This is a genomic window from Mesorhizobium sp. LNJC391B00 (genome assembly GCF_000502535.1).
In the GTDB taxonomy this organism is placed as follows: Bacteria; Pseudomonadota; Alphaproteobacteria; order Rhizobiales; family Rhizobiaceae; genus Mesorhizobium.
In genome coordinates this window covers 376,950-397,045 of sequence record NZ_AYWI01000002.1, presented here as the reverse complement: position 1 = coordinate 397,045, position 20,096 = coordinate 376,950, and the positions used below count along the sequence as shown (strand labels likewise).

Sequence of the window (20,096 nt, the reverse complement as noted above, 5' to 3'; positions counted from 1 at the left end):
GTAAAGAAGGCAGTTTTTAGGGAGGTAGGCACCGCCAGGGAACCAGCAGCCATGGACGGCAAGGTCGTCAATCTGAGAACCAAGCTCAATATACTCAAAGCCACCAGCGATGGCGCAAACATTGCCGATTGCCCGGTTCGCGACGTGATGCAGGGCGTGAACGGCAAATGGAGTTCGCTGCTGATGGCGGCGCTCGCAGAGCAGCCCTATCGTTTCGGCGAGTTGCGGCGCCTGGTGCCCGACATCTCGCAGCGCATGCTCACCCAGACGCTCCACGATCTGCAGCGCGACGGCTTTGTTCATCGCGAAGTGTTCCCGACCAAGCCGCCAAGCGTCGAATACAGCCTGACCGATCTCGGCCGTTCGATGTTCGGCGCCTTGCATCAATTGATCCTGTGGGCCGAACTCAACCATGGTGCGGTGCGCACGGCGCGCGCTTCCTTCGACGCCGGTGGCTGATATTTTGGTCCATGCAGCAAAGGCTTGATTTGACAATGGCGCTGAAGGATTGTCCGGCCAGTGGTTGGGCGGGCAATGGAAAAATCTCTCGACATCGCGATTGCGGGCGCCGGCCCGGCGGGGCTCGCCACCGCGCTCTATCTCAAGCGCGCGGGCCACAACGTCACCATCTTCGAACGTTTCGAGGAACCCAAGCCCGTCGGTTCCGGACTGATCCTGCAGCCGACCGGGCTGAGCGTGCTCGCCGATCTCGGCCTGCTCGACGACATTCTGGCGCTGGGGAGCCGCATCGAGCGTCTGCATGGCGCCGATGCCTCGACCGGCCGCACCGTGCTCGCCGTGCGCTACGATGCGCAGCCTGGCGGCCGTTTCGGGCTGGCGGTGCACCGGGCGGCATTGTTCAACGTGTTGTTTCGCGCCGCGCAGCGCCAAGGTATCGCCATCGAAACCAGTGTCGAGATCGAGGCGCTGGACGTCGGTGAGCGGGCGATCCTGATCTTCGACAAGAGCCGAACGGTGGGGGGCCGCAGGGCAGGGCCGTTCGACCTCGTGGTCGACGCCAGCGGCTCGCGTTCGAAGCTGCGCCGGTGCCTCAACGATCCGGCCCAGCCGCGGCAGCTCACTTACGGCGCGTTCTGGGCCTCGCTCGGCTGGCGCGAAGGCTTCGACGAAAATGCGCTGCTGCAGCGCTACGACAAGGCCAGCGTGATGATCGGGGTCCTGCCGATCGGCCGACCGGAGCCGGGCGGGGAAAAGATGGCGGCGTTCTTCTGGAGCCTGAAGCCGGCGGATGCCGAAAACGTGCGCGCGGCAGGGCTCGACGCCTGGAAGGCGAGACTGGTCTCGCTGTGGCCACAGTGCGAGGCGTTCACCAGCCAGATCGACAGCTTCGACCAGCTGTCGCTGGCGCGCTACGGCCACCACACGATGAAGCTGCCGGCCGGCCGCAGGCTGGCCGTCATCGGCGATGCCGCGCATTCGACCAGCCCGCAGCTCGGGCAAGGCGCCAACATGGCGCTGCTCGACGCGGCAGCACTCAGCCATGCCTTGGCACAAACGGGCAACGTCGAGGCAGCGCTGGAAAGCTACGCCCGGGCGCGGCGATGGCATGTCCGAATCTTCCAGCTGCTGTCGCTGGCGCTGACGCCGTTCTACCAGTCGGACGGCACGATGCTGCCCTTCTTCCGCGACAGGCTGGTGGCAACCATCGCAAAGGTGCCGCCACTGCCAAGCGTGCTCGCCTCGATGGTGGCCGGCACTTTGATCGATCCGTTCAGGCGGATCGGGCTAGAGGAGGTGCACTGGCCAGATCATCCGGCGAGATCAGGGTCGAGAGAAACGAATTTCTCGCACGCAGGAATAGACGCAGCCGCTGCGGATAGTCCGGCGCCACGGCACCCTTGATCGAGGCGCGTTCGCTCAACGCCTTGCGCCAGGCCTGGACCAATGGCTTGCCGTCCAGAATGCCGAAATTGCCGATCCGGTCGAAGGCGTCGAGATAGCGGAAGACCGGGCCGTAGACGGCATCGACGAGGCAAAAGCGCTGGCCGCTGAACCACGGTCCGGCCTGGTCGGCCAGTTCGTCCTCCAGACGATCGAACATGGCCGAAAGTGCCGTGGACTCTGCCAGGAAGGCGGCCTCCGTCGAAGCCGAGTAGAACCGGCCGATGGTGTTCAATGTCGCCGAGCCGAACTCGATCCAGGCGCGATGCCGGGCACGGGCGTAGGCGTCGGCCGGATGCAGAGGATTGGCTTGCGTCTCCTCGAGGAATTCGAGAATGACGGCGGATTCGAAGATCACCGTCTCCTCGCCATTTGCCTGGACGATCAGCAGCGGCACCTTGCCCAGCGGCGAGATCGCCTTGAACCAGTCCGGCTTGTTGGCGAGGTCGATGGTGACGCGTTCGAACGGCACGCCCTTCTCAGTCAGCGAGATCGCGGCGCGCTGGACATAGGGGCACAGATGATGGCTGACCAGAATGAGCTTGCCAGTCATTTCATTCTTCTCAGGCATGTCACTCTCCCCAGACATAGTTCAACGCGCCGTCCTCTACGCGCGTCGACAGGAACATCAGTCGCGACGCTTTTGGCGCCGGACCTTCAAGCCGATCGCCGCTTTCCATATCGAAGGCGGCACCGTGCCATTGGCAGACCAGCTTGCCGTCCTTGCAGTCGAGCGGCCCGCCGAAATGCAGGCAGACATTGGCGGCGGCACGGACACGCTCGCCGCTGCGCCAGACATGGACCTCGCGGCCGAAGAACGGTGCGATCAGGCTGCCCGTCTGTGGGACGTCGGCGACTTTGCAAATTTCGTGTTTCATGGATCTTTCCCGGATCGATGCAGTTGCATGCATATAGATGCAAGTGCATTGACCGTCAAGCTTGATGCAACTGCATCTACCGCCTAGGATGGGTCATGACCAAAACAACCACGCCTTCGCCCGAAGCCGTCAAGGCCTGGGCCCGCCTGATGCGGGTTTCGCGCCAGCTCATCGAAAAGGCGGAAGAGGCTTTGAAGACTAGCGGCTTGCCGCCGCTCGACTGGTATGACGTGCTGCATGAACTCGCCGAGGCGGGTGAGGGCGGGCTGCGGCCATTCCAGCTGACTGAGCGCACACTGTTTGCGCAGTATAACATCTCGCGGCTTCTGGCGCGCCTCGAGGCAGACGGACTGGTCGAGAAGCTCAGGGCTGCCGATGACGGCCGCGGCCAGACCATCCGCATCTCGGCCAAGGGCCGTCAGACGCGGCGACGGATGTGGGCTGTCTATGGACGGTCGATTGCGGAATTGGTCGGCGCAAAACTCTCCGCGGAGGAGCTGAAGATACTGGCGAGCCTGCTTGGAGAGCTGCGCCATCCGCCCGCCGATGATTGATCCGTCAGAATCTCGTGGTTTGCTCGGCGGCTCTCACGTCGACGATTTTTCTACCTGACCCCTTGCGTCGAGCATAGGATTGCGCAATATGCCGAACCGTAACGTACGGTACGCCGTTCGAGGCGACCCGGCGACCTCATCGAATGGGCAGGAAATTGTTGCAGGCAAGGGCCGAGATCGATACCAGCGAAGTGCTGACAGAGCGGCAAAAGGCCGTCTTGGACGCGGCTTTGCGGCTGCTGGTCGAGGAGGGCGACAATCTGACCATGACGGCGGTGGCGCGCCGCGCCAGCTGCTCGAAGGAAACGCTCTACAAATGGTTCGGCGACCGCGACGGACTGCTGACGGCGACCGTGCAGTGGCAGGCATCGAAAGTGCGCGTGGTGCCGGTCGACGGTGAGCGGCTGGATCTTGCCTCGCTGACGGCAAGCCTGGAAGGCTTCGCCTCGGACTGGCTGAAGGTGATTTCGAGCGATACCTCGATCGCGCTGAACCGCGTCGCGGTCGGCCATGCCGGATCCGGAAAGGACGATCTCGGCGCCATCGTGCTGGAGAATGGCCGTTTCGCGCTGGCCAGACGGCTGAAGCCGGTGCTGCTTGCCGGCAAGCAGGCCGGGCTGCTCGACTTTACGGACGCCGAAATGGCGTTCCGGACCTTTTTCGGGCTGGTCGCCCGCGACGTGCAGATCCGTCTCCTGCTCGGCGACAGGCTGGAATTGACTGAAGCGGCGATCGGCGGCGATGCCGCCCGGGCGACGCAGCAGTTTCTCGCTCTTTATGGAGCAAAAACCGGGCCGCAAGGCCTCTAATCTCTACGGGAAGGAAGCAAAAGATGCGTGTCTATTACGATCGCGACGCCGATCTCAATCTGATCAAGGGCAAGAAGGTCGCCATTATCGGCTATGGCAGCCAGGGCCGGGCGCACGCGCTCAACCTCAAGGATTCCGGCGCCAAGGAAATCGCCATCGGCCTCAAGGCGGGATCGGCGACCGCCAAGAAGGTCGAGGCTGACGGGCTCAAGGTGATGAGCGTGGCGGACGCTGCCAAATGGGCCGATTTGATGATGATGGCGACGCCTGACGAATTGCAGGCCGACATCTACAAAAACGAAATCGCGCCAAACATTCGTGACGGCGCCGCGATTGCCTTCGCGCACGGCCTCAACGTGCATTTCGGCCTCATCGAGCCGAAGTCGACCGTCGATGTCGTCATGATCGCGCCGAAAGGCCCCGGCCACACGGTGCGCGGCGAATACCAGAAGGGCGGCGGCGTGCCGTGCCTGGTCGCCGTCAACCAGGATGCTTCCGGCAACGCGCTCGATCTCGCTCTGTCCTACGCCTGCGGCGTCGGCGGCGGCCGTTCGGGCATCATCGAGACCAATTTCCGCGAGGAATGCGAGACCGATCTGTTTGGCGAGCAGGTCGTGCTCTGCGGCGGCCTGGTCGAACTGATCCGCGCCGGTTTTGAGACGCTGGTGGAAGCCGGCTATGCGCCCGAAATGGCCTATTTCGAGTGCCTGCACGAGGTCAAGCTGATCGTCGACCTGATTTATGAAGGCGGCATCGCCAACATGAACTACTCGATCTCGAACACCGCCGAATGGGGCGAATATGTCTCGGGCCCGCGCATCATCACCGCCGAGACCAAGGCCGAGATGAAGCGCGTGCTGAAGGACATCCAGACCGGTAAGTTCACCTCGGAATGGATGCAGGAATACCGCGCCGGCATGTCGCGCTTCAAAGGCATCCGCCGCAACAATGACAGCCACCAGATCGAGGAAGTCGGCGCCAAGCTGCGCGCCATGATGCCCTGGATTTCCAAGAACAAGCTGGTCGACAAGGCCAAGAACTAACCCGCAGTCGTCGGGATTGGGAGCAAAGAGCCGGCGGAGCGATCCGCCGGCTCTTTCATGCCGGTTTATCGATCAGGATACTCAGCCATAGTGCCAATGGGGCTTCGGCTCGGTGCCGGTGAACTCGACGCCGATACGGTCGTCGCGGCGCCAGCGCACGATGGCCTTGTAGCCGATGCCGTCGACCGGCACATAGAGCAGGAACTCGTCCGGGACGCGCGCGTCTATAGACACTTTCAGCTCGGCGCCGCCGGCATGCATGTTGCGCACCGTGCACTTGACCTCGGAATTGGTGAGGCCGGTCAGAATCGTCGCGCCTTTCAGCACGCGCTGCCGGTGTTTGTTTCGCAACTCGTTGTCGGCCATGACGGCGTCCTTCGCAACCGGATCGGCGCGATCGTCAGATGGGGCACCGTATCATGGATAGGCTGAGCCGATAAACATATGGTTAGCGGTGACCGAATCCAGCCGTCTTTCCCAAATGAAAACGGCGCCGCGATGGGGCGGCGCCGTCGTGTATTGTCGTTTATAGTTCAGCTGTAGGGCGACCAGCATTGCTGGCGCGGGCCACCATAGGGCTGGAACGTGTTGTCCCAGGCCCGATAGGACCGATAGCGGTCGTAGCACCACTGGACATGGGCGCTGGACAGACGCTGCGTGCGGTAATAGCGCCGGGGCGCCGGCTGCACGTAGTAGCCGTCATTGTAATAGCCGTTATTGTAGTAGCCGTTGTTGTAGATGCTGCCGAGGCCGAGACCCAGGCCGAGGCCGAGAACTGCTGCGGCGCCGCTGTCAAAATCACGGCCGCGATGGTGGCGGTGATGGCGCCAGCGCCAGTTGTCGCCGCCGTTCCAGTTGCCGCCATTCCAGTTGCCGTTGTTCCAGTTGCCTGACCGGGCAAAGCGACGGCCGTCGTGGCGGCGCCACTGCCAATCGTTGAAGGAGCGGCGGTCATTGCCGCCCGCCCAGCTGTCGCGAACCGGTGTGATGTCAGACAATGTGGTGCTTGTCGGCACCGCCAGGTTTGGCTGCAGGATCGGGCCCGCGGCGGATGGCGCCGTGAGACCTGAAAAAAGACCGAGCGCTAACAGCCCGGATTTGACGGTGGACGAAAAGAGCGAGCTCATTGCACTCTCCAAGTGATACAGGCCCCACGCCCGGATACCCCAGGGAAGTGGCCTATTGATGGACCTTTGCGTCTGAACGGAGGATGAACGGAAAGGTTCCATCCGCCATGACGAGCAGCCCTTGTTTTCATGGGCGCTTGCAGGCAAAGGTCAGCCCATGTCGCTGCGCCTCGCCACTTTCAATGTCGAAAACCTGATGAACAGGTTCGATTACTCGGGCTTCCGCAACCAGCTCAACGAAGACCGCACGCTGGCGCTTTTCGACATCCAGAGCGAAGCCGAATACCGGATGCTGGAGCAGGCGCGCGCCATCGCGCAATCCGACGATACGCGCCAGTTGACCGCGCTCGCCATTGCCGCCACCCGTGCGGACATCATCTGCATGCAGGAGGTCGACAACATCGAGGCGCTGAAGGCCTTCGAGTACGGCTATCTCTTCAAGATGGTGGGCGAGGGTTACCGGCAGAAATACACCACCGCCGGCAATGATTCGCGCGGCATCGACGTTGCCGTGATGATGCGCAACGAGACCGCGCAAGGTCAGCCGATCGAGTTCGTGCGCATGACCAGCCATGCCTATGTCACCTTCGAGCAGTTCGGATTGCACACGCCTGAACTCGAGGCGCTCGGCAACCTGGCCAATGAACGCATCTTCCGGCGCGACTGCCTGGAGGTCGACATCAAGGTCGGCGGCGTGCCGCTGACGCTTTACCTCGTCCATTTCAAATCGATGGGCTCGCCGCGCAATGGGCTCGACGGCCGAGAGGCGACGATGCCGGTGCGCATCGCCGAGGCGCAAGCGGTGCGCCGCATTATCGACGAGCGCTTCGGCAAAGAGCACGCAGCCGACAAAAACTGGGCGATCTGCGGCGACATGAACGACTACCGGCAGCGGGTGAAGATCGAGGGCGACGCTATCGACGGCTACCGCTTCCAGGTGATCGACGAGAGCCAGTCCTGTATCGATGTGCTCACCGCCGGCGGCTTTTGCGAGAATGTCGTCGAACGCCGGCCGGAGATGGACCGCTGGAGTTTCTACCACACGCGCGGGCCGAAGGAGCGGCATCTGTGCCAGCTCGACTACATCCTGCTGTCGAAAGGGCTGGCGGCGAAGAATGCGACGGCGGTTCCCGACATCATCCGCAACGGCCAGCCCTGGCGCACCATCTTTCCGGCCGGACAGGCGGTGGAGCGCTTTCCGCGCGCCGGCTGGGACCGGCCGAAGGCATCGGACCATTGTCCCGTCGCAATTACCCTGGACATGGCTTGAGCACGGTGAGCTTCGACCTGCCGCGCAACGTCATCCTGCCCGTCGACGAAATCGACGTCCGGCTCGACCCCGGCCCGCATCCGTTCGAGCGCGACAACGCGCAGGCGATCACTGACAACTGGCGGCGCGAGGTCACGGCCAATCCGGCGTTGTTCGACGGCACGGTGGTGCTGCTCTCGGCGCTCGCCTGGCGCGACAACCGGATCGTCGGGCGTTGTCACGCGGTGAAGTACTCGACCTTCCTGCTGTGGCGAAAGAACCGGCAGGGGACGGGCGCCGAGCATGCCTATGGCCACGCCATGCTGGTCGCCGGCGACAACGCCCTGGTGGCGATCCGCATGGGCGCGCACACGGTCCCGGCCGGCAGTGTCTACTTCGCTGCCGGCTCGTTCGAGCCGATCGATTTTCGCGATGGCCGCGTCGATGTCGATTTCAACATGATCCGTGAAGTGCGCGAGGAGACCGGGCTTGACCTGACAGGCGCTGCGCGCGGCAAGCGCTACCATGCGCTGTCGACTTCGACCGGCACGGTCCTCTTCCGCCGCTACCACGTCGATGCGCCGGCCGACGAGATTGCGCGGCGCATCGGCGCCTTCGTCGCGACCGAGACCGAGCCGGAGATCGAGGGGCCGGTGATCATCCGCCACGCCGCCGACCTGCCGGAAGGGCTGGCACCGCATATGAAGCCGCTGGTCGAGTGGCATTTTGGCGGTGGCGGGGGCTAACGGCGCGGATTGTTCTGCGCCGCCTTGCGGTCGTTGCGGGCGGCGACGAGGAACAGGATGACGCCGATGCCCAGCAATCCACCCATGACCATGCCCATCGTCTGGCCGACGACTGCCTGAAAATCGGCGGTGACACGATCGGGATTGGCCATGCCGTAGCGGGCGAGATACCACCAAAGTCCTGCAAGGGCGCCTTCGATGATCACCATCGTCAGAATCAGCCGCGCCTTCTTGCTCATTGCCACTCCTTGACCAGATGCTTTGCTCTAAAATTAGCATCGCAGACCGGACGACAACAAGTATTGCCGATGCCGACAAGCACCCATCCTTGTGGATAGCGGTTGGTTGCGGTGGAGCTGATCTGGCGCTTATTCGTGGCGCAGCGCGTCGATCGGGTCGAGCCTGGCGCCGCGCAGCGCCGGGAAGAAGCCGAACACCATGCCGATCAGCGCCGAAAAGCCGACGGCGAGCAGGATGACCGCCGGGCTTGGCGCAAACGGTATGCCCAGCGTCACCGAGGCGAGGCCGGCCAGCGCCAGGCCGATCAGGATGCCGATAATGCCGCCGAGCAGCGACAGCACCGTCGCCTCGACCAAGAACTGGATGAGGATGTGCTTTTCATGCGCGCCGATGGCGAGCCTGATGCCTATCTCGCGGGTGCGTTCGGTCACTGACACCAGCATGATGTTCATGATGCCGATGCCGCCGACCAGGAGGCTGACGCCCGCCACGGCTCCGAGCATGCCGGTCATGGTGGTGGTGGCGCTGGCCATGGCATCGGCGATCTGGGTCATGTCGCGGATCGAGAAATCGTCTTCGCGGTCGGGCGTGATGCGGCGTGTGTCGCGCAAAATGTCCTCGACGCGTGGCTGCAGTTCGGTGGTCGGCGTGCGGTCGTCGGCGGCGACATAGATGTTGTCGACGTCGCGGTTGCCGGCAATGCGGCGCTGATAGGCGGCAAGCGGCATCAAGACGACATTGTCCTGGTCCTGGCCGAAGCCGGTATAGCCCTTGGGTTCGAGCAGGCCGATGATCTTGCACGAGGTGCGGTTGACGCGGATGATCTCGCCCTCGGGTTCGCCGGCGCCGAAGAATTGCTGGCGCACCGTTTCGCCGATCAGGCAGACGCCGGTGCCGGAGCGTGTTTCCGAATCCGAGAACGGGCGGCCCGACACCAGCTTCCAGTCGCGGGCGTCGAGATAGGCGCTGTCGGTGCCGGTGACGCCCGAGGTCAAGCTCTCGGTGCCGAAAATGACGCGGACTTGTTTCTGCGACGCCGGCGCAATGGCGCGCGCTCCGGTCAGGTGGGCTACGAGGGCGGCTACATCCTTGTCGGCCAGAGGCCGTACCGCCTGGTCGAGCCCGCCTGGTCCGCCGGTGCCTGCCGGGCGGCCGGAACGGACGACGAGCAGGTTCGAGCCGAGCTTGGCGATGTCCGACTTGACCTTGGCCGTGGTGCCCGAACCGATGGTCAGCATGGCGATGACGGCGGCGACACCGATGACGATGCCGAGCAGCGTCAGGAACGAGCGCAGCACATTGCGGCGGATGGAGCGCAGAGAGAGGCGGACGGTTTCCCAGATCATGACGCCAACTCCGACTTGGCCGTGTCGGACGCGACGTGGCCGTCGAGGAAGCGGATGGTGCGCTCGGCATAATCGGCGACATCGGCCTCGTGGGTGACCATGGCGATGGTCAAGCCGAGCTCCCGGTTCAGCCGCGTCAACAACTCCATGATCTCATGCGTGCGGGCGGTGTCGAGATTGCCGGTCGGCTCGTCGGCGACGAGCAGCGTAGGCCTGGTGACGATGGCGCGCGCGATCGCCACGCGCTGCTGCTGGCCGCCGGAGAGTTCGGCCGGCGTGTGGTGTTCGCGCCCGACCAGGCCGACCTCCGCCAGCGCCTGCATGGCAAGATCGCGGCGCTCGCGGGCCGGCGCGCCGCGATAGATCAGCGGCAGCTCGACATTTTCCGCCGCCGTGGTGCGCGGCAACAGATTGTAACCCTGGAAGACGAAGCCGATATAGAGATTGCGCAGAAGCGCCCGGCGGTTGCGGTCGAGCCGCCCGGCGTCGATGCCCATGAAGGAGTAGGTTCCGGCCGTCGGCGTGTCGAGGCAACCGATGATGTTCATCGCGGTCGATTTGCCCGAACCGGACGGGCCCATGATGGCGACGAATTCGCCACGCTGGATGGCGAGGTCGACGCCGGCAAGCGCATGGACCTTGGCTTCGCCCTGGCCATAGCTCTTCCAGACCGAGTCGAAACCGATGAGGCCCGCGGCCATGGCGTCAGCTCCGCAGCTGCGAGGTCGTGATAACCTCTGCACCTTCATCCAGCCCGGAGGTGATCTCGGTCAGTTCGCCGTCGGTGGAGCCGATCTTCACGTTGACCGGGTGCGGCCGGCCGTTCTCCAGCACATAGAGCGTGCGTGAGCCGTCGGTGGGCGCCTTCACCGGCTGGCGGCGGTTGCCGCCACGGCCCATGCGGCCGGTGAACAGATCGCTGAGGCTCCACGCGCGGGCAGCAGGTGCCGATGGCCGATAGCGAAACGCTGTTGAAGGCACGGTGAGCACGCTCTTGGCCTGCCTGGTGACGACCGAAACCGTGGCGGTCATGCCGGGCCGCAGCAAAAGCTCGTTATTGTCGACTTCCAACCGTGCATTGTAGGTGACGACGCCGTCGGTGGTGACCGAGGCGTAGGAGATGTCGCGGATCTCGGCGTCGAACGGCCGCTCGGGAAAGGCATCGACGGTGAAGCGTGCATGCTGGCCTGGTTTGACCGCGCCGATATCGGCCTCGTCGACCGCCGCCACCAATTCCATGTTCCTCAAATCGGCGGCGATGATGAACAGAACCGGCGCCTGCAGCGAGGAGGCGACCGTCTGGCCGGGGTCGACGGAACGCGTCAAGACGATGCCGTCAATCGGCGCATAGATGGTGCTCTTGGCAAGGTCGGTCTGCTGCGCCTTGAGATCGGCCTGGGCGATGGCGAGATTGGCCTGCGCACTATCGAGCGCCGCCTTGGAGCGGTCGCGCGTGGCAGTCGCCGCCTCGAGCGACTGATCGGTCGCCATGCCACGCCTGGTCAGTTCGGCCGCGCGGGTGAGGGCGCTTTCGTTCTCCTTCAGGGTTACCGTGGCGTCCTCGACATTGGCGGCAGCGGCCTTGGCCGAGGCTTCGGCGCGTTCGATCTGGACCTCGAGTTTCACCGTGTCGAGCGTCGCCAGCACGTCGCCCTTCTTGACCTGCTGGTTCTCTTCGGCCGAGACCGAGCGGATGATACCGGACAGCTCGCTTGAAATGTCGACCTGGGTGAGGGGCTGCAGCGTGCCGGTCGCCGAAACCGCGACGGTGAGGTCGGCAATGGTAGCCGGCGTGGTGGTGTAGTCGATCTTGGCCGGGGAGCCGGCAAACCACTGGTAGCCAGCCAACCCGGCGGCAAGTGCGATCAGCGCCAGCAGCGCGTAAAGCCAGCCCCGGCGGCGCGTCTTGCGCACGCCGCTCTGATCAAGCCCGAGCGCCGCCTCGATGGCGGAATCCGATTCCGTCTTTGGCAGATTGACAAGCTGGTCCACGCCGGACCCCTATGAAAGCGTAATGTCCCTTGTTGCGCACAGATCAGGCTTGGTGGTTCGAATATCAAATTAAATTTCGGCCATGTTCGGATTGAGGCGGAAGGTTTCCAAGATGCAGATGCGCAATTACTTGCTTTACGATGTGTTTACGACGGAACGGCTGGCCGGCAATCCGCTGGCCGTCGTGCTCGACAGCCAAGGGCTGGATACAGCCGCCATGCAGGCCATTGCGCGCGAGTTCAACCTGTCCGAATCGGTCTTCGTACTGCCGCCGGACAATCCAAAACATCGCAACCGCATCCGCATTTTCACGCCCGACTATGAGATGCCGTTCGCCGGACATCCGACAGTTGGCGCCGCGATCGCGCTGGCCGAACTGACAGGCGAGGGCGAAGCCGGCATCTTCGTGCTGGAGGAGAATATCGGCCCGGTGCGCTGCGCCGTCAGCCGGCACGATGGCGCCACCTTTGCCGAGTTCGACCTGGCGAAGCTGCCGGAGCCGCTGAAGCTCGATGCCGACCCGGAGGCGATCGGCGCCGCCCTCGGGCTGGCGCCGCACGAGATCGGCTTCGAGAATCACCTGGTGTCGTTCTGGTCGGCAGGCGTGCCTTACGTCACCATTCCGGTTGCCAATCTGGAGGCTGCCGGCCGGATCAAGCTCGACAACCAGGCCTGGTCGGAACTGGCGCCGCGCAAGAGCGAATGGGCCTTCGCCAGCCCGTATGTCTATTGCCGCCAGACGGTGAACCATGACAGCGCCTTCCATGTCCGCATGATCGTGCCGGGCACGCCGTCCTATGAAGACCCGGCGACCGGGTCGGCGGCGGCGGCCTTTGCCGGCGCCATCATGCATTTCGATGCGCCCACCGACGGCATTTCGCAGCTGTGGATCGAGCAGGGGCTGGAGATGGGCCGCCCGTCACGTATCCGCTTGGAACTCACTGTCGAAGGCGGAAAACTGGCCTCCGCGCGCATCGGCGGCCATGCCATCAAGGTGGCGGAAGGCAGGCTGTTCGTGTGACCGCCTGCGGCAGTTCAGCGATTTGTCGGGAAATGATTCCGGCAGGGCTGGACAGGACCGGTATCGGCGGCTATATGCCCGCCAACGCCGGTTTTACCGGTCGAGTGGGTGCGTAGCTCAGTTGGTAGAGCAGCTGACTCTTAATCAGCGGGTCCACAGTTCAATCCTGTGCGCACCCACCAAATTTCTAGAAGAGTTGGTGGAAGACCTTGGAATGCCGGACGCGTTGACGCGCCTCGACATGCCTCAATCATGCGGCAGGTTTGCCTTAAACTCGGCGGCCGGTAAGCCGGTGCGCTATTTGGCGAAGGAGTAAAGGCCGCGCTGGATTAAGAAAAGCCCGGAAGCCGAAGCCGCCATCAATTAAAGCCAGTTTGAAACCACGGACTGGTGTCATACCCTAAGCGCGGATTATAATGATCCAGGAAGTTTTCGGCCCTATTTGACGGTCGCGCAACCACGGTGCCTGTCGATTTGCAATCCGGTTTCGCGGTCGGCTTGCTGCCAGCCTTCTTATGAGCTGTAGAACACGAGGTTGTAGCCTGAGCGGTGGCCACCTTTTTCTTCTCTTTCGCAACAGCTGCTCCGGTAGCGGCCAATACTATTGCTACGCCAAAGACAACGAGTTTCATTGAAAACGCCCTCACCCTGCACAATCCGTAATGATTGCGCCTGGTCACCGTTACGTCAATCACATTTTGTCGGCAACGGCGGCGAATAGTGCCAGTAAAAAGAGCCCACCACAGAAGCAGCGGGCCAACCCCCAGGTGGGGAATCTTTCAGCGGCCGTGCTGTTCGAGCCACCAGCCCGGAATGCCAGTGATCGGCCCGACGATGGTCAGTGAAGGTTCGGGCCGGCGCCCTCCCGTCAAATCGCTCTAGCTACTTCTCCGAAACACCAGCCTCGGCAAAGCTCGCCATGCCCGTGTGGCACTCCAGCGCCGAGCGGACGATGTTGACGGCTAGGCAGGCGCCGGAGCCTTCGCCGAGCCGCATGCCGAGGTCGAGCAGCGGCGGCAGGCCGAGCGCTTCGAGCAGGCGGCGGTGGCCGGATTCGGCCGAGACATGGGCGGCGATGGTGTGGGCGAGGCCAGACGGGTGCAGCCGCGCCAAGGGCGCTGCCGCGGCCGTGCAGACGAAGCCGTCGAGCAGCACCGGGACGTTCTTGCGGCGGGCGGCGAGCGTGGCGCCGAAGATGGCGGCGAGTTCGCGGCCGCCAAGGGCGGCGGCGATCTTCAGCGGGTCGGACAGCGCGTCGGCATGGCGCTTAAGGCCGGATTCAATGGCGGTGACCTTGCGCTTCAGCCCGGCATCGTCGACGCCGGTGCCGCGCCCGGTCCATTTTTCAGCGCCGCCGCCGAACAGGGCGGTCGAGATGGCGGCCGCCGGCGTGGTGTTGCCGATGCCCATCTCGCCGAAACAGACGAGGTCGAGGTCGTTCGTCACCGCGTCATAGCCAGCCGAGACGGCGGCGAGGAAGTTTTTTTCGTCCATTGCCGGCACGTCAGTGAAGTCGCCTGTCGGATGATCGAGATCGAGCGGGATGACGTCGAGTTCCGCGCCGGCGATGCGGGCAAGCTGGTTGATGGCGGCGCCGCCGCCGGCAAAATTCGCCAACATCTGCACGGTCACTTCCGACGGGAAGGCCGACACGCCCTGCGCGGTGACGCCGTGATTGCCGGCGAACACGAAGACTTTGACGCGATCGAGTTTCGGCATGTCGCGGCCCTGCCAGCGTGCCAGCCAGGCGGCGAGGGTTTCCAGCCGGCCCAGGCTGCCTTGCGGCTTCGTCAGCGTGTCCTGGCGGCGGGCGACTGCATTGGCGGCGGTATCGCTGCCGGCAGGCAGATCGAAACAGGCGGCGCGCAGTTCATCGAATGATTTGAAGGGCATGGGGAAGGAATCTCCGGGGAAGAATCAGGACAGGGAAATGGAAGCGACGAGCAGGACAGTGATCTCGCCCAACTGCTGCAGGGCGCCGATAGTGTCACCGGTGTGGCCGCCAATCTGGTTGAGGCAGAGCGCGCGCAAGGCGCTGAACACGAGAGCGAGCAGGATCAGTGCGGCAAAGGCGCCGCCGAGCCCCAGAGTCAGAAGCGGGATGGCCCCGAGCACGGCGCCGAGAACAGTTGTCTGGGTCGAGACGGTCCCGGCGCCGGCAGACAGGCCGTCACTGCGCGCCGCCGGCGCCAAATGCATGAACGCGCCGAGCAGGCCGCGCGATGCGGCGTGGGCGGCGATCAGCGCGAAGAGCACGCCTGTCGGATTGGCCAGTTGCGACAGCGCGCTCCAGCGGATGAGCATCGACAGGCCAAGAGCTGCTGCGCCATAGGCGCCGATGCGGCTGTCGCGCATGATCTCCAGTTTTTTATCGCGTGTCTTGCCGCCGCCAAAGCCATCTGCGACATCCGACAGCCCATCCTCATGCAGGCAGCCGGTGGCGAGCAGGGTTGCTGCAAGCGCAAGTGCGGCCGCCGGCCCAGCGGCGAGACCGAGCTTTACCCCGATGGCGTAGACGACGGCGCCGACCAAAGCGACCGCGAGGCCGGCGGCAGGCGCCGCCCAGATCGCATCGGCCAGGCTGCGGCCACGAAAGTCGAAGACCGGCAGCGGCAGCCGGGTGAAGAAGACGAGGCAAAGCGCGACGTCGTCGAGCGCTTGCCGGGGTGAGGGCACGGCGGTCATGCACCCCTCGCAATGGCGTGGAAGAAGGTGCCGCTGACAAGGCCGCGGCGATAGCCGGAGGCGCCGAGCGGATTGCCCTGGCCATCGGCTAGGTCGGCCAGCGGCTCGTCATTGCCGGTGGCGATCATCTGCGCATAGTGGAATTCATGGCCGCGGATCAGCGCGCCTTGCGGCCCCAGCGGACAGGCGGCGCGCAGGCGTGCCTCGCGGTAGCCGAGGTTCATCTTGCGCTTGGCAAAGCTGGTGGAATGGCCGAGCAGGCCAAGCATGGCGTGCGTCTCGCCGGCCGCGTCCTCCAGCGCTTCGCCCAGCACCATGAAGCCACCGCACTCACCATGGATCGGCTTGGTCTCGGCAAACCAGGCCATGCCAGCTCGAAAATTGGTTGCCGCGGCGAGGCTGCCGGCGTGAAGCTCGGGATAGCCGCCGGGCAGCCAGCAGACATCGCAATTCTGCGCCGGTGCTTCGTCGGCGAGCGGCGAGAACGGCACGATCTCGGCGCCGGCCTGACGCCAGTGGCCGGCGACGTGCGGATAGAGGAAGGTGAAAGCGGCGTCTTCGGCGAGCGCGATTCGTTGGCCGGGCGGCTGCAAGGCATGTTCGAAACTGCCTGATGCCGGCGAAAACGGCGCGGCCAGCGCCATGATGGCGTCAAGGTCGAGGGATTTCTCGACCATGTCGGCGAGGCGGTCGAGATGCGTCATCAGGTCGGCATATTCGCCGGCCTGGACGAGGCCGAGATGGCGCTCCGGCAAATTGAGCGTGGGATCGCGCAGGATGGCACCGACGACCGGCAGGCCGAGCGTTTCGATCGCCTCGCTGCACAGCTTGCGGTGGCGCTCGCTGCCGAGACGGTTGAGCACGATTCCGGCCATGCGCACATCCGAGTCGTAGGTGGCAAAACCCTTGGCGACGGCGGCCGCCGTCGTCGACTGTCCCGAGACGTCGAGCACCAAAAGCACCGGCAGGTGGTAGAGCCGCGCCAGATCGGCGGCCGAGCCGGTGCGGCCTTGTCCGGCCGGGATGCCGTCGAACAGGCCCATGGCGCTTTCGAGGAAGATAAAATCGGCGTCCTCGGTGGCATTGCCGGCCAACGCGTTGAGCAGGTCAGGCGACATCGCCCAGCTGTCCAGGTTGACGCCGGACAGGCCAGTGGCGGCGGTATGAAAACCCGGATCGATATAGTCGGGGCCGGACTTGGCGCCGCGCACCTTGATGCCGCGCCGGGCGAGCGCGCGCAAAATGCCGATGGTGACGCTGGTCTTGCCGGAGCCGGAACGCGGCGCGCCGATGATGATGGCGCGGGTCATGCATTACCCGCCAGTGCTGCGCGCATGGCGACGATGCCGCCGACGACAATGAGGGCCGGCGAGGCCAATTCCGCCGCGGCGGCCGCTTCGGAAATGGTGGCGAGTGTCGCGACGACGGTCCGCTCCTGCGGTGTCGTCGCCGAAACGATGACAGCCGCCGGCGTCGACGGCGCCAGCCCGCCTTCGAGCAGCGACGCGGCGATAACAGGCAGATTGGCCATGCCCATATAGATGACCACCGGCTGGCCGGTGCGGGCGATCGCGCCCCAGTCGAGATCGTCATCTGTGCCGGCGGCATGACCTGTCGCCAGGATGATCGCCTTGTTGATGCCGCGCATGGTTGCGGGAATGCCGGTGGCGGCCAGCGCGCTCAGCCCCGATGTCAGGCCGGGCAGGACGCGGAACGGGATTTTTTCGCGCGCCAGCGCCAGCGCCTCTTCGCCGCCACGGCCGAAAATATAGGGATCGCCACCCTTCAGCCTGATGACGCGGCGGCCATCGCGCGCCAGCCGCACCAGCAGAGCGGTGATGTCGTCCTGCTTCATCGACGGCTTGCCGCCGCGTTTTCCTGCAAAGAACAGCTGGGCATTGTCCGCAACGGCGACAACGTCAGAGGAGACCAGCGCGTCATAGACCACGGCGTCGGCCTCGGCCAATGCCGCCAGCACTTCCAGCGTCAGGCAGCCGGGATCGCCGGGGCCGGCGCCGGCCAGCCAGACATGGCCCGGCTCAAGCCGGCGCGGCTTGAAGTTCAGCCGGGCAAGGGCCTGTTCGAGCGTGGTGTTTTCGCTTTTACCGCTCACAATCCGTCCCGTCCCCGGAAACGCCGCTGATAGTGGGCGTCGTACAATGAACTCTCGCCAAAACCTTCCGCTGCCAGCGAGCGGCCGACGAAGATGATCGCCGTGCGCTCCATCGGGTCGGCGGCGAGCAGCGCCTCGATGGTCGCTAGCGTGCCGGTCAGCACGCGCTCGTCCGGCCATGAAGCGCGAAAGACGATCGCCACCGGGCAATCGCCGCCATAATGCGGCGACAATTCGGCGACGACTCGGTCGATGGCGTGGATGGCGAGATGAATGGCCAGTGTGGCGCCGGTGCGGCCGAAGCCGGCCAGCGTTTCGCCCGGCGGCATTTTCGAGGCGCGGCCGGAGACGCGGGTCAGCACCAGGCTTTGCGCCACCTCGGGAATGGTCAGTTCGCGGCGAAGGGCTGCGGCTGCGGCGGCGAAAGAGGGAACGCCCGGCGTCAGCGTGTAAGGAATGCCGTGTTTTTCCAGCCGGCGGATCTGCTCGGCCACGGCGCTCCACACCGAGAGGTCGCCGGAATGCAGGCGGGCGACATCGTGGCCGGCCTGGTGGGCTGTCACATATTCGACCTCGATTTCGTCGAGTGACATCGGCGCCGTATCGATCAGTTTGGTCCCCGGTGCGCAGTGTTGCAGCAATTCCGGCGCGACGATCGAGCCGGCATGCAGACAGACCGGGCAGCTTGCCAGCAGCTTGGCGCCGCGCAGTGTCATGAGGTCGGCGGCACCGGGACCGGCGCCGATGAAATGCACGGTCATGGCGCGTCTCCGCTGATAGCGATGGCGCAGGTGACCGGGCCGAGCACGGTGCGTGGACCAAGCAGCTTTGCACCGGGGCCGGCAACGGCAAGGGCGGAGGCTTCTGAGACTGAGGGTGTCCCGGCGAGATCCTGCGAGAGATCGGATTTGCTGAGTGCCTCCGACGAGACGGCCTGAAGTGCTGCGTCATCAACGATGATGACGGGAAGGTGAAGCGTGCGGCCAGCGGCAGAGATCGCTTCTTCGTCTTTCTTGAGCGCGGCGGTCGCCAAGGCCGACAGCGCCGTTATCGCCAGCCCGTGCGCTTCGAGGGCGGTTTCGATCGCCGCGAGCACGTCTTCGACGCTCACGCCCTTCCGGCTGCCGATGCCCGCCACCATCATGGCTTCACCCAGCTCCACTGGGTGACCGGCATGGCCGGGCGCCAGGCCTGCATCGAACCGACAGGAGAAGCGCGGGAAATGGTGATGCGGGTAAGGTCGCCGCCGCGCTTGATGTGCTCCGCGAGAAGCAGCGCCTCCATCTCCAGCGTCACCGCATTAGCAACGAGACGGCCACGGGATGGCAGCGCCTTGATGGCGGCGTTCAGTACGCCGGCGTCGCTGCCACCTCCGCCGATGAAGATCGCATCCGGCGTGTCCAGCCCGGCCAGTGCCTTGGGCGCCGACCCTTCCACCACCACAAGACCGGGCACGCCGCAATGCGCGGCGTTGCGGATGATGCGGGCGGCGCGGTCGCTGTTGGCCTCGATGGCGATAGCGCGCATCGAGGGGTGAGCGAGCATCCATTCGATGCCGATGGAGCCGGAACCGGCGCCGATGTCCCACAGCGATTCGCCACGCCTCGGCGCCAGCGCCGCAAGCGTCATGGCGCGGATGTCGTGCTTGGTGATCTGGCCGTCGTGCTCGAACAGATGGTCGGCGCGGCCAACGGTCAGCGGCAGGATGGGGGCCTCTTGTGTTGATTCAAGCTCAAGCGCCAGCACGTTGAGTGGATTGATGTCTCTGAGATCGAAAGCGTCGGCACGTGCCGAGCGAAGCTTCTCGTTCGGTCCGCCCAGCGCTTCCAGAACGGTCAACCGCGAACCGCCGAAGTCGAGCTCTACGAGCAGGCGCGCTATTGTCGCTGGTGCGTCGCCGTCCGATGTCAGCGCCAGGATGCGCGCCCTGGGATGCAGCAGCGGCCGGATCAGGTCGAGCGGCCTTCCATGCAGCGAGATCGTCTCGATGTCCTGCAACGCCCAGCCGAGCCGGGCGGCAGCCAGCGAAATCGCCGATGGCGCGGGGATGACATGCATCTCTTCAGGCTTGACCTTGCGGGCAAGGGTGGCGCCGACGCCGTGGAAGAATGGATCACCGGAGGCGAGCACGCAGACGCGCCGGCCGGCCAGCGCCAGCACGTCTGCCATGCCGGCATCGAAGGGCACCGGCCATGGGCGCTGCTCACCCTTGATGAGCGAAGCCACCAGCGCCAGATGCCGCTTGCCGCCGAAGACGGTCTCGGCGTCAGCGATCTGCCGCTTGGCCTCGTCGCCGAGACTCGCTAAACCGTCCTCGCCGATGCCGACGATTGTAAGCCATTTTGGCGTGGGCTGTTTTTTTGACATGTCGCGCCGCCCCTTATCCGCCTG

23 protein-coding genes, 1 tRNA gene and 1 pseudogene are annotated in these 20,096 nt (G+C 64.7%); 9 read left to right on the top strand and 16 right to left on the bottom strand.

Annotated features, from left to right (window positions below; genetic code table 11):
- The first annotated feature begins 51 nt into the window (after positions 1–51).
- Together X750_RS158065 and X750_RS158070 are read left to right on the top strand one after the other, a co-directional pair.
- A complete protein-coding gene (locus tag X750_RS158065; RefSeq protein ID WP_023746879.1) occupies positions 52–459 on the top strand; it encodes a helix-turn-helix domain-containing protein in 408 nt (135 codons plus the stop codon).
- A 75-nt stretch (positions 460–534) separates the two neighbouring features.
- Positions 535–1,767: pseudogene (locus tag X750_RS158070) on the top strand (NAD(P)/FAD-dependent oxidoreductase); the annotation flags it as partial.
- Here X750_RS158070 and X750_RS158075 read toward each other — a convergent pair.
- Positions 1,733–2,473 carry a glutathione S-transferase family protein gene (locus tag X750_RS158075; RefSeq protein WP_023746878.1) on the bottom strand — a complete coding sequence of 247 codons (741 nt, stop codon included), beginning with the start codon at positions 2,471–2,473 and terminating at the stop codon, positions 1,733–1,735. The pseudogene X750_RS158070 and the gene X750_RS158075 overlap by 35 nt on opposite strands.
- Before the next feature lies 1 nt (position 2,474).
- Complete coding sequence (locus X750_RS158080; protein ID WP_023668375.1) at positions 2,475–2,780, bottom strand: Rieske (2Fe-2S) protein; 306 nt, start codon at positions 2,778–2,780, stop codon at positions 2,475–2,477.
- Positions 2,781–2,875: 95 nt separating this feature from the next.
- Between X750_RS158080 and X750_RS158085 the strand changes: the two genes are divergently transcribed.
- From X750_RS158085 to ilvC, 3 genes are all read left to right on the top strand, one after another.
- Positions 2,876–3,334 carry a MarR family transcriptional regulator gene (locus tag X750_RS158085; RefSeq protein ID WP_023668376.1) on the top strand — a complete coding sequence of 153 codons (459 nt, stop codon included), beginning with the start codon at positions 2,876–2,878 and terminating at the stop codon, positions 3,332–3,334.
- A 143-nt stretch (positions 3,335–3,477) separates the two neighbouring features.
- Positions 3,478–4,143, top strand: coding sequence for a TetR/AcrR family transcriptional regulator (locus X750_RS158090; RefSeq protein WP_245271367.1), 666 nt, complete (start codon positions 3,478–3,480; stop codon positions 4,141–4,143).
- A 23-nt stretch (positions 4,144–4,166) separates the two neighbouring features.
- Entirely contained in the window at positions 4,167–5,186 is a 1,020-nt protein-coding gene (gene ilvC / locus X750_RS158095; RefSeq protein WP_013531065.1) for a ketol-acid reductoisomerase, read from the top strand.
- Positions 5,187–5,267: 81 nt separating this feature from the next.
- Here the strand turns inward: ilvC and X750_RS158100 are convergent, their stop codons facing one another.
- Complete coding sequence (locus X750_RS158100; RefSeq protein ID WP_023685169.1) at positions 5,268–5,552, bottom strand: PilZ domain-containing protein; 285 nt, start codon at positions 5,550–5,552, stop codon at positions 5,268–5,270.
- 167 nt (positions 5,553–5,719) lie between these two features.
- Positions 5,720–6,313, bottom strand: coding sequence for a BA14K family protein (locus tag X750_RS158105; protein WP_023741654.1), 594 nt, complete (start codon positions 6,311–6,313; stop codon positions 5,720–5,722).
- A gap of 157 nt (positions 6,314–6,470) precedes the next feature.
- Between X750_RS158105 and X750_RS158110 the strand changes: the two genes are divergently transcribed.
- Both X750_RS158110 and X750_RS158115 read left to right on the top strand, forming a co-directional pair.
- Positions 6,471–7,583 (top strand): endonuclease/exonuclease/phosphatase family protein, encoded by a 1,113-nt coding sequence (locus X750_RS158110; RefSeq protein ID WP_023746877.1) that lies wholly within the window; start codon positions 6,471–6,473, stop codon positions 7,581–7,583.
- Positions 7,584–7,588: 5 nt separating this feature from the next.
- On the top strand, positions 7,589–8,308 hold the full coding sequence (locus X750_RS158115; RefSeq protein WP_023668380.1) for a hypothetical protein: 720 nt from the start codon (positions 7,589–7,591) through the stop codon (positions 8,306–8,308).
- On the opposite strand, the gene X750_RS158120 is transcribed toward X750_RS158115, so the two are convergent.
- From X750_RS158120 to X750_RS158135, 4 genes are all read right to left on the bottom strand, one after another.
- Entirely contained in the window at positions 8,305–8,547 is a 243-nt protein-coding gene (locus X750_RS158120) for a hypothetical protein (protein ID WP_023690325.1), read from the bottom strand. The two genes, X750_RS158115 and X750_RS158120, sit on opposite strands and share 4 nt — an antisense overlap.
- A 129-nt stretch (positions 8,548–8,676) precedes the next feature.
- Positions 8,677–9,894, bottom strand: coding sequence for an ABC transporter permease (locus tag X750_RS158125; RefSeq protein ID WP_023746876.1), 1,218 nt, complete (start codon positions 9,892–9,894; stop codon positions 8,677–8,679).
- Entirely contained in the window at positions 9,891–10,595 is a 705-nt protein-coding gene (locus X750_RS158130; RefSeq protein WP_023744655.1) for an ABC transporter ATP-binding protein, read from the bottom strand. Before X750_RS158130 ends, X750_RS158125 begins: the two co-directional genes overlap by 4 nt.
- A gap of 4 nt (positions 10,596–10,599) precedes the next feature.
- Entirely contained in the window at positions 10,600–11,886 is a 1,287-nt protein-coding gene (locus tag X750_RS158135; protein ID WP_023706151.1) for an efflux RND transporter periplasmic adaptor subunit, read from the bottom strand.
- A gap of 112 nt (positions 11,887–11,998) precedes the next feature.
- On the opposite strand from X750_RS158135, the gene X750_RS158140 reads away from it, so the two are divergent.
- Positions 11,999–12,907 (top strand): PhzF family phenazine biosynthesis protein, encoded by a 909-nt coding sequence (locus X750_RS158140; protein ID WP_023746875.1) that lies wholly within the window; start codon positions 11,999–12,001, stop codon positions 12,905–12,907.
- A gap of 106 nt (positions 12,908–13,013) precedes the next feature.
- Positions 13,014–13,089 (top strand) — tRNA-Lys (locus tag X750_RS158145).
- A 177-nt stretch (positions 13,090–13,266) separates the two neighbouring features.
- Here X750_RS158145 and X750_RS1000000165665 read toward each other — a convergent pair.
- From X750_RS1000000165665 to X750_RS158180, 8 genes are all read right to left on the bottom strand, one after another.
- A complete protein-coding gene (locus X750_RS1000000165665; protein WP_155922523.1) occupies positions 13,267–13,539 on the bottom strand; it encodes a hypothetical protein in 273 nt (90 codons plus the stop codon).
- A gap of 250 nt (positions 13,540–13,789) precedes the next feature.
- Positions 13,790–14,800, bottom strand: a complete 1,011-nt coding sequence (gene cobT / locus X750_RS158150) for a nicotinate-nucleotide--dimethylbenzimidazole phosphoribosyltransferase (RefSeq protein WP_023746873.1) — start codon at positions 14,798–14,800, stop codon at positions 13,790–13,792.
- A 24-nt stretch (positions 14,801–14,824) separates the two neighbouring features.
- Entirely contained in the window at positions 14,825–15,592 is a 768-nt protein-coding gene (cobS, locus tag X750_RS158155; protein WP_031242630.1) for an adenosylcobinamide-GDP ribazoletransferase, read from the bottom strand.
- Positions 15,589–16,902 carry a cobyrinate a,c-diamide synthase gene (locus X750_RS158160; protein WP_023746871.1) on the bottom strand — a complete coding sequence of 438 codons (1,314 nt, stop codon included), beginning with the start codon at positions 16,900–16,902 and terminating at the stop codon, positions 15,589–15,591. Before X750_RS158160 ends, cobS begins: the two co-directional genes overlap by 4 nt.
- Positions 16,899–17,705: a uroporphyrinogen-III C-methyltransferase gene (cobA, locus tag X750_RS158165; RefSeq protein ID WP_023746870.1), complete on the bottom strand. Its 807-nt coding sequence runs from the start codon at positions 17,703–17,705 to the stop codon at positions 16,899–16,901. Before cobA ends, X750_RS158160 begins: the two co-directional genes overlap by 4 nt.
- Positions 17,702–18,466 carry a precorrin-4 C(11)-methyltransferase gene (gene cobM, locus X750_RS158170; RefSeq protein WP_023698346.1) on the bottom strand — a complete coding sequence of 255 codons (765 nt, stop codon included), beginning with the start codon at positions 18,464–18,466 and terminating at the stop codon, positions 17,702–17,704. The genes cobA and cobM overlap by 4 nt, the downstream gene beginning before the upstream one ends.
- On the bottom strand, positions 18,463–18,849 hold the full coding sequence (locus X750_RS158175; RefSeq protein ID WP_023712695.1) for a cobalamin biosynthesis protein: 387 nt from the start codon (positions 18,847–18,849) through the stop codon (positions 18,463–18,465). The genes cobM and X750_RS158175 overlap by 4 nt, the downstream gene beginning before the upstream one ends.
- Positions 18,846–20,072, bottom strand: a complete 1,227-nt coding sequence (locus X750_RS158180; protein WP_023746869.1) for a bifunctional cobalt-precorrin-7 (C(5))-methyltransferase/cobalt-precorrin-6B (C(15))-methyltransferase — start codon at positions 20,070–20,072, stop codon at positions 18,846–18,848. The genes X750_RS158175 and X750_RS158180 overlap by 4 nt, the downstream gene beginning before the upstream one ends.
- Positions 20,073–20,096 lie beyond the last annotated feature (24 nt).